Here is a 14890-nt window from a genome sequence, read left to right as displayed (position 1 = left end):
CCGCGTTCATACCTTGGGACGAGTCCCGCCCATTGGGAAACAGCCGGTGAGGCGGTCTCCGCCGGTCAGCGAACGTCGGCTTCGGCCAGGTGCGGACGCAGGGCTTCGAGCAGCTCCGGGCCCTTTGGCACGCCGCCCACGCGCAGCAGCTCGCGGCCGTCGGCGGTCAGCGCGAGCGTGGTGGGGGTGCGCAGCACGGACAGGGCGTGGGCGACCTCGGGCTGTTCGGTCACGTCGAGGTCGACGTGGTGCAGCCCCTCGGTCTTGTCGGCCAGCGCCGACAGGATCGCGCGCGTGTGGCGGCACGGCGCGCAGAACGTGGTGGAGATCTGCACGAGCGTGACGGCCGAGGCCGGGTCGAGCGCTTCGGCGACCGGAGCGGGCAGTTGGGCGAGGTCGCGGGCCGCGGCAGCCGGTTTGGCCGCGCGCACCCGTCCGTTGCGGGCCTTCAGCAGCAGGCCGGCCAGAACCGCGACCACCAGCGTGGCCAGCAGCACCCAGACTCCGGTCACCGGGCACTCACCCCTTCGACGTCGTCAGGTCCGAGAAGTTCACGTTGGTCGCCTCGCCCGTGATCGTCACGGAACCGCTGTCCACGCGCACCGCGGTCGGGGTGACCGAGAGCGGCAGCGTGCCCGTGTCGATCGAGGCGCGGAAGTTCGGCAGGAGAGCCTTCTGCACTGACTCCGGAACGACGGTGGTCTCGTGGTCATTCCCGAACTGCAGCCGGTGGGGGGTGATCGTGATCGTCTTGTCCTTGAGCTCGATCAGCGCGAAGCAGAAGATCTCCACCTTCTGACCGGCCACCTGCACGTCACCCGACAGGCGCATGCCGGCGGTGTTGCCGTCCTCCGGCTCGCCCGCCGCGTTGGTGGGGGTCGGGTCCGGCTCCTGGCCCTGGTCGGTGTCGCCGTACTTGACGTAGGCCTCGGTGCTCTGGTCGATGCGCAGGTTCTGGATCTTGTCCAGCGGCGAGATGCGCGCGATGTCCGACGCCTTGATCGTCACGGCGCCGGTGAGCTTGCCGATCTTCACGTTTTTCGTGTTGCCCGCGGTGAGGTCCGACAACGGCGCTGTTACGTCTTCGAGTTCGGCGCTCACGCCAAGATCGCGCAGCTCACCGCCCACGGGTACGCCGTCGGCCGATACGGTGATGTGACTGTAGTCACCCGAGAGCGCCTGCGTGAGGAACGGGAAACCGTGGATGTCGACCGACGGGTCGTCGGTCAGGCCGAGCTGCTCGCGCGCCTTCTGGGAGATCGTGTGCTCGGCGAACGCGGCGGCCCCGAAATCGGCTCCGACCAGCAGGATCACGATGACCCCGAGCACGATTACCCAGCGGCGGACGCGCCGTCCGCGACGCCGGTTGTCCGGCCGAGGAGCCGGTCGGTCGTCCCGCGTCACGGGCCTGCTCACCATCGCGTCGGTTCTCCTGTTCGTCGGGGCCGGGGCGCTTCCTGGGGTTCGGCCAGGTGTGATCGATCCAGCACGAGCTAGGTGACGTGTTGTTCACCCGGTATTCTCACTCAGCATCGACCGAGGCCCACGTTCGAGGCCGTGCGCCAGGCCCTGACTTTGTGAAGGCGGTGTGGCTCCATGAGCCTGGACCTTCTGGTACTTACCGCGGAAGCCGACCCCACCTCTGTGCTTCCCGCGCTGGATCTGCTGCCCCACACCGTACGCGTCCGCGAGCCCGAGGTGACGGCCCTGCTCGACGCCGGGCACCGCGACGTCATCCTGCTCGACGCCCGCAGCGACCTCGCCTCGGCGAAGAGCCTCTGCCGCCTGCTCAAGGGCGCCGGCGACGACGAGGCGAGCACGCCCGTGATCGCCGTCGTCGGCGAAGGCGGCCTGGTGGCCGTGAGCTCCGAGTGGCGCACCGACGACATCCTCCTGCCGACCGCGGGCCCTGCCGAAGTCGACGCGCGCCTGCGGCTCGTGACGACCCGCGACGGCGTCTCCGGCCAGGTCGAGGCCGAGCTGCGCGTGGGCGACCTCGTGATCGACGAGGCCACCTACACCGCACGCCTGCGCAAGCGCACCCTCGAGCTCACGTACAAGGAGTTCGAGCTCCTGAAGTACCTCGCGCAGCACGCCGGGCGTGTCTTCACCCGCGCGCAGCTGCTGCAGGAGGTCTGGGGTTACGACTTCTTCGGCGGCACGCGCACGGTCGACGTCCACGTGCGGCGCCTGCGCGCCAAGCTGGGCCCGGAGCACGAGCAGATGATCGGCACCGTCCGCAATGTCGGCTACAAGTTCGAGCGCCCGGCGAAGTCCGGTCCGAAGCAGCCGGCGCCGGCCATCGAATCCGTGCCCGAGTACATCAACCGCTGACGCGCGTGATTCCCCCAACGAGCCCCTTCACGCGGCGCTGCGCGTGGGTAATGTCGGCTTCGTGGCGGAAACAGAGCTGACGGGCTGGACGGCCGAACTCGGGGCTGACGCGGCGGAAGCGGTGCGTGAGGTGCTGCTCGCGGCGAAGGCGGCCGACGGGCGGCCCGAGGTCGACGCGACCGGTCCGTTGCCGCGCGAGTTCGCGGGCGGGCTGCACCTGCTCGCGCGCCTCGACGGCAAGCCCGCCGGCTACGCGCACCTCGACACCGAGGGCGACTCCTACGGCCGCCAAGTTGCGGAGGTCGTGGTGCACCCCGACTACCGCCGCCGCGGTGTCGGCACCGCGCTGGCCCGCGAGCTCGACGCGAAGGCCGCCGAGGGCGCCCGCGTCTGGGCCCACGGGGACAGCGCCGCGGCCGCCGCCCTGGCGAAGGACTTCGGCCTCGGCCGGCAGCGCGAGCTGCTGATCCTGCACGTCGAGGTCGAAGGCGCCGACTGGCCCGAACCCGTGCTGCGCGAAGGCCTGCGGCTGCGCACCTTCGTGCCGGGGCAGGACGAAGAGGCCATGATCGCCGTCAACGCCCGCGCGTTCGACTGGCACCCGGAGCAGGGCGCGTTCAGCGTCGACGAGCTGCGCGCCGAAGAACGGCAGCCGTGGTTCGACCCGGCCGGTTTCTTCCTGGCGGAGAACGAGAACGGCGACGTTGTCGGCTTCCACTGGACGAAGGTGCACGAGCCCGTGCCCGGCCGCTTCGGCGGTGAGCCGGTCGGGGAGGTCTACGTCGTGGGCGTCGATCCGGGCACACAGGGTGGCGGTCTCGGTAAGGCGCTGACACTCGCGGGCCTAAGGTACTTGCGCGAGAAGGGATTACGCCGAGTAATCCTTTACGTCGAGGGCGACAACGCACCGGCACTGACGGTCTATTCGAAACTGGGGTTCACGCGTTTCGAAACCGACGTTCAGTACGGTCGGTAGTCACCGTCGACGGGGGCATGCCCCGTGTTACTTTCTGCGTACATGCAGGTCACGGCAGGGACACGACACCCTTTCGGCGTAGTCGCCCTGCTCACATACGGTGCCTTGTTCACTTTGCGTTCATGTGAGCAAGGGGGACCGTCCATCGGGGCTGCCTAATGTCCGGATCCGGCGCGCTGAGACGCGCGCCGATCCGGCGAAGTCTCCGAGTGGAGGAAATGCAGTGAAGATCATGCGGCCCCTTGGTGCCGTGGGCATCGTGGCGAGCGCCGCCCTGGTGCTCGCTGCCTGTGGTAGCGACCCTGCGGCGAGCAACAGCAGCAACTCCAGCTCGGCCGCCGCCCCCGCCGCCACCGGCACCGCGCAGGTCGACTGCGGTGGCAAGAGCCCGCTGTCCGGTGAGGGCTCGACGGCTCAGAACAACGCCATCGACGTCTTCAAGCTCGCCTACGGCAAGCAGTGCAGTGGCCAGCAGGTCAACTACACCGCCAGCGGCTCGGGCGCGGGTGTCAAGCAGTTCAACGGCAACCAGGTCGACTTCGGCGGCACGGACTCCCCGGCCACCGGCGCCGACCTCGAGGCCGCCAACAAGCGCTGCGCCTCCCCGGCGTGGAACATCCCGATGGTCGTCGGCCCGGTGGCCGTCGGTTACCACCTGTCGGGTGTCGACAAGCTCGTTCTCACGCCGTCCGTGATCGCGAAGATCTTCAGCGGTGGCATCACGAAGTGGAACGACCCGGCCATCAAGGCGATCAAGGGCAACGAGAGCTTCACCTTCCCGGACAAGGCGATCCAGGTCGTCTCCCGCTCGGACGAGTCGGGCACCACCGACAACTTCCAGAAGTACCTCGGCGCGGCTGCCAAGGCCGACTGGACCAAGGGCGCGGGCAAGAAGTTCAACGGTGGCGTCGGTAACGGTGCTTCCGGCTCGAACGGTGTCGCCACCACGGTCAAGGGTGCCGACGGCTCGATCACGTACGTGGAGGGCGCGTTCGCCAAGGACGGCGTCACCCCGGCCCTGATCGACAGCGGCTCCGGCGGCGTCGAGCTGTCCGCCGAGAACGTCGCGAAGTCCCTCGACTCCGCGACCTTCCTGAACCCGGGCTCCAACGACCTCGCGCTCGACCTGAACAAGATCTACGCGAGCAACGTCGCCGGTGCCTACCCGCTGCTGCTCACGACCTACGAGCTGGTGTGCTCGAAGTACTCGAACCCGGACGTCTCGAAGGCCGTCAAGGCGTTCCTGACCACGTCGGCGACGACCGGCCAGCAGCAGCTGTCGAGCAAGGGCTACGTGCCGATCCCGCAGAGCCTGCAGGACAAGGTGCTGACCGCCGTCAAGGCGATCTCCTGACTTATCCTCGACTTGGCTGAATAACAAGTACACGCAGGACCTAACCAGTCGATGAGCGAGTCATCCTCGACGCGAACGCCCACCGGCACCCCCGGTGGGCGTTCGTCGTCCGCCCGAGCGTTCCCGGAGGATCCGATTTCGGACACAACATCCGCGCCGGCGCCCGAAAGGCCACCCGCGCAGGAGAAGCCGAAGAAGGTGCGGGCCGGTGACCGCATCTTCCAGAACCTGACCACCGGGGCCGGCATCTTCATCGTGGCTCTGATCGGCCTGATCGGGATCTTCCTGATCATCCAGGCCATCCCGGCGCTGCGGGTCGACAAGGTCAACTTCCTGTTCAACCACGGGTGGTCGACGAACGACCCGGAGAACATGGCGTTCGGCATTGCCGACCTGTTCGAGGTCACCGTGGCCACCTCCGTGGTGGCGCTGATCATCGCCATGCCGGTGTCGCTCGGCATCGCCCTGTTCCTCACCCAGTACGCGCCGAAGCGGCTCGCCCGCGGGTTCGCCTACGTGATCGACCTGCTGGCCGCCGTGCCGTCGATCATCTTCGGCCTGTGGGGCATCATCGTGTTCGCCCCGGCGATCGAGCCGTTCTCGCTGTGGGTGAACTCCACGTTCTCGTGGTTCCCGCTCTTCGCGCCGGGCAACGTGCAGCCCAACGTGCGCGGCACGATTTTCACGGCCGGCATCGTGCTGGCGGTGATGATCCTGCCGATCATCACGTCGCTCTCGCGCGAGGTCTTCGAGCGCACGCCGACCCCGCACATCGAAGGCGCGCTGGCGCTGGGGGCCACCCGCTGGGAGGTCATCCGCACCACGGTGCTGCCGTTCGGCAAGGCCGGTTACGTCGGCGCGTCGATGCTGGGCCTCGGCCGCGCGCTCGGTGAGACCATCGCGCTCGCGGTCATCCTGCTCATCCCGCAGGGCCGCAACTTCGACTGGAGCCTCTTCGACGGCGGTGCGACGTTCGCGTCGAAGATCGCCGCGAACTACAGCGAGTTCAACAACGCCACCTCGGCCGGCGCGTACATCGCCGCCGGTCTGGTGCTGTTCGTGCTGACGTTCCTGGTGAACTTCGCCGCCCGCTCCGTCATCAGCAAGAAGGGGGACTGAGCATGTCCACAACGCTCGAACGTCCCGCTGTGACCCCCGCGTTCCAGCAGGTCAGCCTGGCCCGCAAGGCCAAGAACGGTCTCGCCACCGTGCTCGTGTGGCTGGCGTTCCTGATCGCCGTGGTGCCGCTGGTGTGGGTGCTTTACACCGTGGTCGTCAACGGCATCAAGCGGATCCCGTTCTCGAACTGGTGGACCGAGGACTTCGGCTCCGTGCTGAGCGACGAGGTCGGCGGCGGTGTGCTGCACGCGATCATCGGCACGCTGGAGCAGGGCCTGATCTGCGCGATCATCGCGGTGCCCATCGGCCTGCTGGTGTCGATCTACCTGGTGGAGTACGGCCGCGGCAAGCTCGCGAAGGCCACCACGTTCATGGTCGACATCCTCTCCGGTGTCCCCTCGATCGTGGCCGCGCTGTTCATCTACGCGCTGTGGATCACCACGCTCGGCCTGCCGCGCAGTGGGTTCGCGGTGTCGCTGGCGCTGGTGCTGCTCATGATCCCGGTGGTCGTCCGCTCGTCGGAGGAGATGCTGCGGATCGTGCCGGACGACCTGCGCGAGGCGTCCTACGCGCTGGGCGTGCCGAAGTGGAAGACGATCATGAAGATCGTGCTGCCGACGGCGTTGTCCGGCATCATCGGCGGCATCATGATGGCGCTCGCCCGCGTGATGGGCGAGACGGCGCCGCTGCTGGTCCTCGTGGGCTACTCGGCCTACGTGAACTGGAACCCCTTCGACGGCGAGCAGGCCGCACTGCCGCTGGTGATGAACAACGAGCGCGTGACCAACTCGCTCGACCCCGGGAGCGTCGGCTTCGACCGGATCTGGGGCGCGGCGTTGACGCTGGTCATCATCATCGCGATCCTGAACTTGCTCGCCACCCTGCTCTCCCGGCTCCTCGCCCCGAAGAAGAAGTGAGTCATGGCCAAGCGAATCGACGTCAAGGACGTAGACATCTACTACGGCAAGTTCCACGCCGTGGACAGCGTCACGCTGAACGTGCCGCCGCGCAACGTCACCGCGTTCATCGGGCCGTCGGGCTGCGGTAAGTCGACCGTGCTGCGCACGCTCAACCGGATGCACGAGGTCATCCCGGGTGCGCGCGTCGAGGGCGAGGTGCTGCTCGACGGCGAGGACATCTACGCGTCCGCGGTGGACCCGGTGCAGGTGCGCCGCACGATCGGCATGGTGTTCCAGCGCCCCAACCCGTTCCCCACGATGTCGATCAAGGACAACGTGGTGGCCGGGCTTCGCCTGGGCGGCACCAAGAACCGCAAGCAGCTCGACGAGATCGCCGAGCGCGCGCTGCGCGGTGCCAACCTGTGGAACGAGGTCAAGGACCGGCTCAACAAGCCGGGCGGCAGCCTCTCCGGTGGTCAGCAGCAGCGGCTCTGCATCGCCCGCGCCATCGCGGTGCAGCCCGACGTGCTCCTGATGGACGAGCCGTGCTCCGCGCTCGACCCGATCTCGACCCTCGCCATCGAGGACCTGATCGGTGAGCTCAAGAAGGAGTACACGATCGTCATCGTCACGCACAACATGCAGCAGGCGGCTCGTGTTTCCGACCAGACGGCGTTCTTCAACCTGGCCGGCGTCGGCCAGCCCGGCCGGCTGGTCGAGCTGAACGACACGGAGAAGATCTTCTCCAACCCGGACGAGAAGGCGACCGAGGACTACATCTCGGGCCGCTTCGGCTGATCGTTCGCTTCGGTCCGCGACAAAACGGCTCCTCCGTCCGATGTGGACGGAGGAGCCGTTCTCGTTTGTCGTTGCTCAGCAGTCGTGGGCGATGGCCTGCCGGGCCGCGTTGACGGCGGCGATGACCGCGGCGTTGGCACCGACGACCTTGTCCAGCGTCGCGTTGTCGCGGAATCCGGTGTCAGCGAGGAGAAACCAGCGTCGGGCCAAGATCAAAGTGGACGGTCGACCCGCCTTCTGATCGAAGAGCCTTTGTGGACTGACCGCGAGATCAGACGTTGAGGTCCTCGTCGGAGTCGTAGCCCGGCATGCGGCCGGTGACCACGAAGATCATGCGCTTGGCGACCGAGACTGCGTGGTCGGCGTAGCGCTCGTAGAAGCGGCCGAGCAGCGTGACATCGACGGCCGTGGCGACACCGTAGGGCCACTCGCGGTCCATCAGCACGGTGAACAGGTGACGGTGGATGTCGTCGACCTGGTCGTCCTCGGTCTCGAGGTCCTTGGCGGCGTTGACGTCCTTGGACTTGATGACCTGCTCGGCCTGGCGCGCGAGCTTCACCGCGGCGCGGCCCATCTCGATGAAGTAGGGCCTCACCGACTCCGGCAGCACCGCCTCGGGGTGGCGACGCCGTGCGGCCTTGGCGACGTGCAGGGCGAGGTCGCCCATGCGCTCGAGGCTCTCTGCGGCGTGGATGGCGGCGAGCACGGTGCGCAGATCCGTGGCGACGGGCGCCTGGAGAGCGAGCAGCGCGTAGGCCTGCTCCTCGCACTCGGCGCGCGCGTCGTCGACCTTCGCGTCGTCGCTGATCACCTGCTCCGCGAGGCCCAGGTCGACCTCCAGCAGTGCCTTGGTGGCCAGCTCCATCGCCTCGGCGACCTGAGCCGACATGGCGGCCAGGTTCTCGGCGAGCTGTTCGAGTTCGACATGGTAAGCCTCACGCATGGAGACACCCTACGACGCGCGTTGTCCGAATACCGCATCGTAGGGTGAACCGCACGTGAATCCGGTCTAACGAATCCCGTGGCTCAGCCTTCGGCGGTGCTGCTGTCGGTCTTGGCCGAGTTGCCCGCGTTGGCCGCGGTGGTGGTCTTTTCGCCGGGCAGCGGGGTGTTGTCGCGCAGGGCGTCGAAGAGCGAGTCCGTTCTGGACTGCACGAGGACCTCGTTGCCGCGCTTGTTGGCGGTGCCGGTGGTGGGCACGGTCATGAAGTTGATCTTGGACGGGTCCACGCCGCGCATAGACTGGGCGAGCGTCATCATCTGCTGCACACCGAGGTTGTCGCCGAAAGTGGCCTTCGCGAACGCCGTGATGAAGCCGGAGAGCTTGCCCGGGTCGAGGACCACGTCGGACGACATGACCTTCTTCAGCAGCGCCCCGATGAACGCCTGCTGCCGCTTGATGCGGCCGTAGTCGGACGTCGGGTCGCCCTTCACGTGCCGGGCGCGCACGTAGTTCAGGGCCTGGTCGCCGGAGATGGTGACGTCACCGGTCTCGAGCAGGACCTTGCCGAGCACCTCGTCGTCGATGGGCTTCTCGTTGTTGATGGTGACGCCGTGGACCGCGTCGACCATGTCCTTGAAGCCGTTGAAGTCGATGCCCACGAAGTGGTTGATGCGCAGGCCGGTGATCTTCTGGATCACCTTCGTGACGCACTGCGGGCCACCCACGGCGTACGCGGTGTTGAGCTTCGCGATGCTCTGGCCCGACACGACCTCGTCGGTGGTGACGGCCTTCGAGGGGTCCCAACGGTTGCAGTCGGGCCGGTTGATCTCGAGGTCGCGCGGGAACGACACCACGACCACGCGCTTCCGGTCGGCCGGCACGTGGGCGACCATCACGGTGTCCGAGCGGGCGCCGGGGTTGCTCTCGGCCGTGCCGACGCCTTCTTCCGCCGAGGCGCCGTCGCGGCTGTCGGAGCCGACCATGAGGAAGTTCTCGTCGTTGGCCTGGGCGTCGGCGTTGCGGATGTCGGAGGAGTTCTCGTCGAGCGCGGCGACCTGGGTGAACTTGGCGTCGAACCAGTTCACCGCCCCCCAGGCCACGCCGGTGCCCAGGAAGACCAGCACGGCCAGCACGATGAGCACGATCCGCCCGATCCGGACGGCCCGCTCGTTGTGGCGCTGCTTCTTCTCCTGCAAGCGGGTTTGCGGGGCGCGCTCTTCGGGATTCTCGTCGTCTGCCTCGGCTTCGGCTTCCGCGGGAATCGCCTTGTAGATCCCCGTAGGCGCCACCACGCGCTGCAGGGCGGTGCGCGTCTGCTCGAACAACGCGACGGGCCTCGCGGTCAGCCGCGCCATCCGCTCGCGCCGCTTGTCCTCCTCCGCCAGCATCTCGTCGTGGGCAGCGGAGAAGCGTGCGAGGGTGTGGTCGATCTTCCGGCGGTACTGCGTGGCCTCGTCGATCGCCTCCATCTCGTCCGTCATGGTCAACGGATCGAGCTCCGACCGCGCGGGCACCCCGGCGGGGCGCGCGGGTGGGCGGCGCTGGCGGGGCGGACGTTTGCCGTCGACGGGAGGGGTGAGCCGGGTGCGCTCCCCGACGGGGGAGGTGAGCTGAGTGCGCTGGGCCCCCGAGGCGGCTTGGTTGTTCTGGTCGGCTTCGGCGCTTTGGTCGTTCTCGTCGAACCCGTCGGCCGCGAGACCTCGGTCTGTGCCGGGCAAGCCGGATTTGCCGTTGTCGGCGCCGTTCGGCCCGGGCCGGCCGTTCGCACCGGCTTGGGGCCGCCGCTTGCCATTCGCCCCGGCCTTGCCATTCAGCCCGGCAGCACCGTTGGCCCCCGGGACACCGTGCGGCCCGGACGTGCCATTCGACCCCGGCTTGCCATTCGCCCCCGCAAGACCATCCGGTCCCGGCATCCCGCCGGGGCCAGGCATACCGTTCGGTCCCGGCTTGCCGTTGGGACTCGCCTTGCCATTGAGCCCGGCACCGCCGTTGGCCCCCGGCATGCCGCTGCCATTCGGCCCGGCCTTGCCATTCGGCCCAGCTTGAGGCCCTGGCGTGCCGCTGGGCCCGTCCTTGCCATCGGGCCTGGCGACGCCGTTGCCACCTGGCACGCCGTTGCCCGCGGGGTTGCCATTCGGCCCGGTTTGAGGCGCAGGCTTGCCACTGGGCCCGTCCTTGCCATTGGGCCCGGCAGGACCGCCGGGCCGCGGCATGCCGTTGGCCGTCGACATGCCATTGGGGCCTGCCTTGCCATTGGCGCCGGCAGCTCCTGGCACGCGATGGGGGCCGGACGTGCCATTCGGCGCGGACGTGCCATGGGGGCCGGCAGGACCGCCTGCGCCTGGCACGGGCGCAGGCATGCCATTCGGGCCGGGCTTGCCATTGGGGCCGGCGGCGCCGTTCGGCCCCATGCCATTCGTGCCGGTCTGGGGGCTCGGCTTGCCATGGGGACCCGGCTTGCCGTTCGGACCGGCGGCGCCGTTGGGCCGTGGCATGCCGTTGGCAGGAGGCATGCCATTCGGGCCCTGGTTGCCATTCGGTGCGGCAACGCCGCCGGCGCCTGGCATGCCGTTCGGGCCGGGGCGCTGGCCGTTGGGGCGGGCGGGGCGTTCGGCCGGGGGTAGCGGGGCGGCGCCCGTCGGGCCCGGGGTGCGGCCGCGGGGGCGGCCGTTCGGGGGCTCGGACGGTGCGGAAGTGCCGTGGCGGCCGGGAGGTTCGGCGGCCGGGAGGTCCGAGAAGTCCGGCTCGTCGTCGGGCACGGCGTGGCTGCCTCCGGGCGCCGGGGGTTCCGGGGCGCGGCGGCGGCCGGTGGGGAGTGGCTGCGAGGTCGTCGGGCGGCGCGGGGAAGGCGGTTCCGGTGCGGCCCGGCGGGGCCCGCGCGAGGGGGCCGGCTCCGGGGCATCCGCGGCGTGCGAGGTCCGGCCCGGCGAATCCGCGTGTGGCACGGGGCCGCCCGCCGAAGGTGCGGCGGGCGGGTCGTCGTCGGGGCGGGCGCGGCGGCCGCGGGGTGGCGGCTGCTCGGCGCGGCGAGAGCGGGAAGAGGTCGAGTAGGTCTCGTCCGCGAGGTGTGAGCTGCCGGGGCCGCCCAGCCGGGAGCTGCCGTTGGACTGTGCCGAGTGTGAGCTGCCGGGGCCGCCCAGCCGGGAGCTGCCGTTGGACTCCGCGAGGTGTGAGCCGCCATCGAAGTCGGCGTCGTCGGCGCGGCGCGAGCCCGGGCGGGAGCCGGGCGCGGCAGAGTAGCCGTTGGGGCCGCGCAGGTGGGAGCTGCCGTTCGACTCCGCCAGGTGCGAGCTGCCGTTCGACCGCGTTCCGGGTTCCGCGCGCCGCGAGCCCGGGTCCGAGTCTTCCGTGTCGAAGGTCGGGCGTTCGCCGGTGTGGCGGGCCACGACGTCGGAGACGCTGATGCCGCCCTGGGTTTCCATGGAGCGGCGGCGGCCGGCGCGGGTGTGGGGAGTGCCGTTGTCCGAGTGGCGACCGGTGCCGGGAAGGGGGCGATCGTCGGGCACTCGGACTCCTTTCGCACTTCGGGCGCTTACGAACCGGCGGCGGGGCCTTTCGTTCCGGCTCTCCCAGGGCACGTCGTTCCTCGGGAGGTTTTCGTTATCGTACGGATACCCGCCGTTCGTGACGACACCCTCCCGCGAATTTCTTCACCATGTGTCGACCCAAGACGGCCCGAAGCGGACGAACAGGTGAAGATTGGAGCAAGCGAATGAGAGTAAGCTCGCGTTTACGTTACTCAGAGTGGGTAATGACGCGCGTCGTTTCGCGGTCGTGATAGGCGACTTTGTTGCGCCCCGCGCGTTTCGCCGCGTACAGGAGGTTGTCCGCGCGCAGGAGTTGCCGCTGGGCGGACACCGGGCCGGCGGAAGCGTGCGCCAGGCCCGCGCTGATGGTGACTCTCAAGCCGGGCTGAAGTTCTGACCAGGGGTGACGGGCGACCCGCGTGCGGGCGGCCTCGACGATCCGCACGGCCCTGGGCGCGTCGACGCCCGGCAGCACGAGCGCGAACTCCTCGCCGCCGTAGCGCGCGCAGAACCCGTCGGGCGGCAGCTCTTCCTGCAGGAGGTCGGCGACGCGGCACAGCACCCGATCGCCGAGTAGGTGACCGTACGTGTCATTCACGTGCTTGAACCGGTCGAGGTCGATCAGCGCGACGGCCAGACCGCGTGCGGCCGGCAACCCGGGCAGGCGCTGGTCGAGGTAACGGCGGTTGTAACTCGACGTCAGCGTGTCCCGGAGACTGCCGGCCCGCGCGATGTCGAGCGCGCACCGCAGGTGCTCGTACGCCCGGCGCCAGTCGCCCTGCTTGGCGAACATGCCGGCGATGGACTCGTGCAGGCTCAGCAGATCCGGAGCGGGTGCACCCGCCGTGAGCTCGTCCTCGGCCGCCACACCCACCTCCGCCACCTCATGGTTGTCGTCTTAAAGGAGCGGTGTCTTGAGGCATCGGTACGCGCGAAAGCGAATATCGCTCAAGTGGACGACTGGGGCCCGGTTTTGTCACGCACCGAAGTTCTGTTGCCCCAACGACGAAAACGGCTTCTTCCCCTTGAGCTGCGCGTACTGGTCTTTGGCCCAGTAACTCACGTTTACCCCAGTGCCTTCGAGCAACTGTGCGTAATCGGTCCACGAGACCCACCGCCAGCCACCGACTTCCTCGGGGTTCGGCTCGGGGTCGCGATCGACCCACGCGACGAACACCGGGCAGAACTCGTTCTCCACGATCCCCTGGAACGGCGGCGTCCGGTACCGGTACTTCGGCAGCACGCACTCCAGGTCCTGCAGCTCCGGCAGCCCGATCTCGTACGCCGCGCGCCGGCGCACGGCGTCGGGCAGCGACTCGCCCGGCGCGGGGTGCCCGCAGACGCTGTTGGTCCACACCCCCGGCCACACCTTCTTGTCCAGTGCTCGTTGCGTGATCAGCAACGCCTGGTCCGAACGGCGCAGTACGTAACACGAGAACGCGAGGTGCAGCCGCGTCTCGCCGTGGTGGCTCGCGAGCTTCGGCCCGGTCTCTCCCGTCGGCACGCCGTCCTCCGTGACGAAGACGACGCGCTCGGACTCGGATTCGGTGATGGTGTCCACGTGACCACTGAACACCAGAGCTCCACGGACGAGGTACCGCAAGGCGGGTGGCCGTGCCGTTCATCCCGTTTCGGGTGGCCGGGCGGCACGGTGCGTGACCGCCGCGGCCCGCCGCGCCTCCGGGTGACCTCCTCGGGTGAACCATTGAGTCCGAAGTGGACAAAACGGCGCCGAGTCTCATCGACCGACACGATCCGTCACCGCCGGCGCCCTCGATCCGCCGTTTGGCCCGTCTCGGGTGAACTATCGGGCCGGCTCTTGACGCACGGTTGCCGCGAGCCTGGAAACCCGGCGACCAACGGGAAATCCCTACCCCAGAGCGAAAATCGACAACACAAACCGTCCCCGGCGAACACGTCGAACAGCACAGTCCGTGACAGCCGCCGGCCCGCAGGTCAGCGTATGACCGCCTCGGGTGAACGATCTTGTCCAGCGGTCCGAATTGGACGGATGTCAGTAATAATTCCCCTGTGCCAACGAAACCCGGGCCGGCTCCTTCGTCAGTGGCTGCCGAGGTGCTCCACGATGAGGGAGGTGAGGGCCTCGGGGGCTTCTTCGGCGACCCAGTGGGACACGTCCTCGAGCATCTCGAACCGGTACGGCCCGGTGACCCAGTTGCCGGTGTCGAGCGCCGCCGTGGAACCGAACGCGACGTCCTCGGTGGACCACACGTAGAGCGTCGGCACGCCGATCTTGCCGATCTTCCCGCCCGGCCGGCCGCCGCGGTACCAGTTCAGCGCGGCCGTGAGCGCGCCCGGTTCCTCGAGGCGCCGCACGTACTCGTCGATCCGGCTCGGCGGGATGCGGCGCTCGAAGATGTCGCGCAGCGCGCGGGCGCCCTCGGCGAGCATCTTCCGCTCCGTGGCCGGGGTCGCTCGCCACTCCGTCATGTACGCCGAGCGCAGGTGCTGGTCCTCGTCGGTCTTCATCGCCGCCGCGAGAGCCGCGGGGTGGGGGGTGGACACCACGGCGAGGCTGCGCAGCCGGCCGGGGTGCGCGTCCGCGGTCCACCACGCGACGGCCCCGCCCCAGTCGTGCCCGACGAGGTCGAACTTCGGCCACTCCAACGCATCCGCCATTGCCACGGCGTCGTCCACCAGGGTAGAAATACCGTACTCCGCCGGTTGTTCTGGTCGAACGTCCGGCGAGTACCCCCGCTGGTCGGGTGCCACGGCGCGGTAGCCGAGCACGCCGAGGGTCGCGACCTGGTGTTCCCACTCCACGGCGGCCTCGGGGAAACCGTGGAGCAGCAGCACGGGGCGACCGTCCTCGGGTCCGGAGGCGATCGCGTCGAAGGAGCCGGCTTCGGTCGGGATGGTGAGCTGGTCGATCACGGCTCGCACTCTACGGGGGCGCACCGACACTTTCCGGCGATGGCC

General features: G+C 69.0%; 14 protein-coding genes. 6 read left to right on the top strand and 8 right to left on the bottom strand.

Features of this window, described 5'->3' with window-relative positions; genetic code table 11:
- Positions 1 to 65: 65 nt before the first annotated feature.
- Together K1T34_RS16020 and K1T34_RS16015 are read right to left on the bottom strand one after the other, a co-directional pair.
- On the bottom strand, positions 66 to 512 hold the full coding sequence (locus K1T34_RS16020) for a thioredoxin family protein (RefSeq protein WP_220245058.1): 447 nt from the start codon (positions 510 to 512) through the stop codon (positions 66 to 68).
- A 7-nt stretch (positions 513 to 519) separates the two neighbouring features.
- On the bottom strand, positions 520 to 1419 hold the full coding sequence (locus K1T34_RS16015; protein ID WP_220245057.1) for a DUF2993 domain-containing protein: 900 nt from the start codon (positions 1417 to 1419) through the stop codon (positions 520 to 522).
- 177 nt (positions 1420 to 1596) lie between these two features.
- Between K1T34_RS16015 and K1T34_RS16010 the strand changes: the two genes are divergently transcribed.
- The 6 genes from K1T34_RS16010 to pstB all read left to right on the top strand — a co-directional run bounded on the left by K1T34_RS16010 (position 1597) and on the right by pstB (position 7480).
- On the top strand, positions 1597 to 2334 hold the full coding sequence (locus tag K1T34_RS16010; RefSeq protein ID WP_220245056.1) for a response regulator transcription factor: 738 nt from the start codon (positions 1597 to 1599) through the stop codon (positions 2332 to 2334).
- Between the two features lie 61 nt (positions 2335 to 2395).
- Positions 2396 to 3310, top strand: a complete 915-nt coding sequence (gene mshD / locus K1T34_RS16005) for a mycothiol synthase (protein ID WP_370643703.1) — start codon at positions 2396 to 2398, stop codon at positions 3308 to 3310.
- 223 nt (positions 3311 to 3533) lie between these two features.
- Complete coding sequence (gene pstS / locus K1T34_RS16000; RefSeq protein ID WP_220245055.1) at positions 3534 to 4664, top strand: phosphate ABC transporter substrate-binding protein PstS; 1131 nt, start codon at positions 3534 to 3536, stop codon at positions 4662 to 4664.
- Between the two features lie 198 nt (positions 4665 to 4862).
- The gene (gene pstC / locus K1T34_RS15995) at positions 4863 to 5783 is read left to right on the top strand and encodes a phosphate ABC transporter permease subunit PstC (protein ID WP_220245054.1); all 921 of its coding nucleotides are present in this window, start codon (positions 4863 to 4865) and stop codon (positions 5781 to 5783) included.
- Positions 5784 to 5785: 2 nt separating this feature from the next.
- Complete coding sequence (gene pstA / locus K1T34_RS15990; RefSeq protein ID WP_220245053.1) at positions 5786 to 6700, top strand: phosphate ABC transporter permease PstA; 915 nt, start codon at positions 5786 to 5788, stop codon at positions 6698 to 6700.
- A 3-nt stretch (positions 6701 to 6703) separates the two neighbouring features.
- A complete protein-coding gene (gene pstB / locus K1T34_RS15985; protein WP_220245052.1) occupies positions 6704 to 7480 on the top strand; it encodes a phosphate ABC transporter ATP-binding protein PstB in 777 nt (258 codons plus the stop codon).
- Between the two features lie 75 nt (positions 7481 to 7555).
- Here the strand turns inward: pstB and K1T34_RS53360 are convergent, their stop codons facing one another.
- The 6 genes from K1T34_RS53360 to K1T34_RS15960 all read right to left on the bottom strand — a co-directional run bounded on the left by K1T34_RS53360 (position 7556) and on the right by K1T34_RS15960 (position 14845).
- Entirely contained in the window at positions 7556 to 7690 is a 135-nt protein-coding gene (locus K1T34_RS53360; RefSeq protein WP_255638538.1) for a hypothetical protein, read from the bottom strand.
- Between the two features lie 61 nt (positions 7691 to 7751).
- Positions 7752 to 8423, bottom strand: coding sequence for a phosphate signaling complex protein PhoU (gene phoU / locus K1T34_RS15980; protein ID WP_220245051.1), 672 nt, complete (start codon positions 8421 to 8423; stop codon positions 7752 to 7754).
- Between the two features lie 83 nt (positions 8424 to 8506).
- Positions 8507 to 11929 carry an LCP family protein gene (locus K1T34_RS54470; RefSeq protein ID WP_266118249.1) on the bottom strand — a complete coding sequence of 1141 codons (3423 nt, stop codon included), beginning with the start codon at positions 11927 to 11929 and terminating at the stop codon, positions 8507 to 8509.
- Positions 11930 to 12158: 229 nt separating this feature from the next.
- Complete coding sequence (locus tag K1T34_RS15970) at positions 12159 to 12833, bottom strand: GGDEF domain-containing protein (protein WP_220245050.1); 675 nt, start codon at positions 12831 to 12833, stop codon at positions 12159 to 12161.
- Positions 12834 to 12926: 93 nt separating this feature from the next.
- Complete coding sequence (gene idi, locus K1T34_RS15965) at positions 12927 to 13511, bottom strand: isopentenyl-diphosphate Delta-isomerase (protein WP_220245049.1); 585 nt, start codon at positions 13509 to 13511, stop codon at positions 12927 to 12929.
- Positions 13512 to 14011: 500 nt separating this feature from the next.
- Positions 14012 to 14845 (bottom strand): alpha/beta fold hydrolase, encoded by an 834-nt coding sequence (locus tag K1T34_RS15960; protein ID WP_220245048.1) that lies wholly within the window; start codon positions 14843 to 14845, stop codon positions 14012 to 14014.
- Positions 14846 to 14890: the final 45 nt, after the last annotated feature.

The sequence above is a fragment of the Amycolatopsis sp. DSM 110486 genome, assembly GCF_019468465.1.
GTDB lineage: Bacteria > Actinomycetota > Actinomycetes > Mycobacteriales > Pseudonocardiaceae > Amycolatopsis.
The sequence above is the reverse complement of the archived record's forward strand: the minus strand, read 5'-3'. Positions and strand labels throughout refer to the sequence as shown.

Coding starts and splice junctions, on each gene's coding strand:
- pstA (WP_220245053.1), top strand. CDS start 5,786: ATGTCCACAACGCTCGAACGTCCCGCTGTGACCCCCGCGTTCCAGCAG.
- phoU (WP_220245051.1), bottom strand. CDS start 8,423: ATGCGTGAGGCTTACCATGTCGAACTCGAACAGCTCGCCGAGAACCTG.
- pstB (WP_220245052.1), top strand. CDS start 6,704: ATGGCCAAGCGAATCGACGTCAAGGACGTAGACATCTACTACGGCAAG.
- K1T34_RS16010 (WP_220245056.1), top strand. CDS start 1,597: ATGAGCCTGGACCTTCTGGTACTTACCGCGGAAGCCGACCCCACCTCT.
- K1T34_RS16015 (WP_220245057.1), bottom strand. CDS start 1,419: ATGGTGAGCAGGCCCGTGACGCGGGACGACCGACCGGCTCCTCGGCCG.